The sequence below is a fragment of the Sulfuricaulis sp. genome, assembly GCF_049587675.1.
Classification (GTDB): domain Bacteria; phylum Pseudomonadota; class Gammaproteobacteria; order Acidiferrobacterales; family Sulfurifustaceae; genus Sulfuricaulis.
In genome coordinates this window covers 1-1880 of the sequence record NZ_JBAVEJ010000262.1, presented here as the reverse complement: position 1 = coordinate 1880, position 1880 = coordinate 1, and the positions used below count along the sequence as shown (strand labels likewise).

Genomic DNA, 1880 nt, shown 5'->3' with positions numbered 1-1880 from the left:
TTCGCGGTCGACGGCGCCAGCATCTGCACCGAGCCGAGCTGCAGCGCGTCCATCTCTTCCTTGTCCTTGAACAGCTGCGAGTTCGGGTAGACTTCAACCTTCACCTTGCCGTTGGTGTATTTCTCGGCGAGCTCCTTGAACTTGAGCGCGCCTTTGCCCTTCGGCGTGTCGTTAGCGACGACGTGGCTGAACTTGATCACGATCGGCTGTTGAGCGTTGGCCGACGCGGCAGACATCGCCAGCGCGGCCAAAGCCGCGCTGAGCAGCGCGAAGACTTTCTTCATGGATTGACTCCTGGACGTTTCCTGATCGAGCCGGCCGCGCCGGATCGTGTGGGCAGGCTAATTCTTGCGGGCGTTATCCCGCACGGTTCGCCTGCCAAGGCTAGCTTGCAGCCGGAAGAGGAAAAATAAATTTCGTATAATTATTTGGCTGAAGCGCACCACTCGCCCCCTGGGTTTTCCGTGGGGCGCCAGCTGCTTGGTCGAAGCGACGGAAAACCACGGTTATCGGCCCCTCACGCCCACAACCGCTCGTTCTCCAGGCCCTTGTAGAGGCCGGCGACGTAGTCGCCATAGCCGTTGAAGATCAGCGTGGGGCGGCGCTCGCCGGTGCCGATCAGCTCTTCGCTCGCCTGGCTCCAGCGCGGATGCGGCACCGTCGGATTGACGTTGGCCCAGAAGCCGTATTCGGACGATTGCAGCGCCTCCCAATAGCCCTTCGGCCGCTGCTCGACGAAGCTGAAGCGCACGATCGACTTGATCGACTTGAAGCCGTATTTCCACGGCACCGCCAGCCGCAACGGCGCGCCGTGCTGCTTGTCGAGCGGATGGCCGTAGCAGCCGGTGGCGATGAAGGCGAGCTCGTTTCCCGCCTCGGCCAGCGTGAGCCCTTCCACATAGGGCCAGGGGAACCAGGACATGTTCTGTCCCGGCGCCAGCTTGGCATCCATGAAGGTCGTCATCTTGACGAACTTGGCGGAGCCGAGCGGGCGGGCGAAGTCGATCAGCTTGGCGAGCGGGAAGCCGGTCCAGGCGATGGCCATGCTCCAGGCCTCGACGCAGCGGTGACGATAGAGGCGCTCTTCAATCGTCATCTTGCGGATGAGATCGTCGATGCCGATTTCCTGCGGCTTCTCCACCATGCCGTCGATCTTGACCGTCCACGGCCGGATCGGCAGCGCCTGCGAAGCTTCGGCGATGTATTTCGAGGTGCCGAATTCGTAGAAATTATTGTAATTGTCGTTGATCTTTTCGGCGGTGATCGGCCGGTCGAGCGTGAATTTCGGGTTGCGCTTGGCGGGATAGAGATTGGCCGTCGGATCGGGCAGCTTGGCGAGATCGGCCACGCGCTGCGCATTGGCGGCGCACGGCGCTAAAGCCATCGCACTTGCGCCGCCCACTAAAAATGCGCGGCGGCTGAAGGCGAGATGTTCGGGCGTGGCCTGACGCTCGGGAATTTCCCAGCCGCGGCGGTGGATGATGTGCATGAGCTTTTAGACCCTCTCGAATCGCGCCCTTGCAGTTTGGCATTACGACGGAAGCATTCCGTTCATTCCCGCGGAAGCGCGAATCCAGCCCTTTTGGCTCTGGGTCCCCGCTTTCGCGGGGACGAACGGATAATAGTGCGATTCAGTCCGCTCCAAACGCACGCTAGAGCTAGAACCGCACCTGCCTCACAGGCAAGTCACGCCTCCGTCATTCCGCTGCGCGGTGCGAGGGCGTCGGGCTGCGCCCGGACAAGCGTCATCGCCCGTATTCTTTATCGGCGCCGGGTACGCCGTAGTCCCTTTCCGCCTTCGCCCTCGCATCAAGCGAGGGGATGGAGCGCCGCGAGGCGCCCATTAGTCCGCGCTTGGCGGCGCGGGCGCCCTTTGGCGA

The 1880-nt window shown here is 62.4% G+C and carries 1 protein-coding gene and 1 pseudogene; both read right to left on the bottom strand.

Going from position 1 to position 1880, the window contains the following annotated elements; translation table 11 throughout:
• A pseudogene (locus WB402_RS13655) lies at positions 1–284 on the bottom strand (C4-dicarboxylate ABC transporter); the annotation flags it as partial.
• 233 nt (positions 285–517) lie between these two features.
• A complete protein-coding gene (gene msrP, locus WB402_RS13650; protein ID WP_424208771.1) occupies positions 518–1489 on the bottom strand; it encodes a protein-methionine-sulfoxide reductase catalytic subunit MsrP in 972 nt (323 codons plus the stop codon).
• Between the last annotated feature and the right edge of the window lie 391 nt (positions 1490–1880).

What these genes read in the sequence shown, in the direction of transcription:
- msrP (WP_424208771.1), bottom strand. Translation starts at nt 1,489, where the DNA reads ATGCACATCATCCACCGCCGCGGCTGGGAAATTCCCGAGCGTCAGGCC.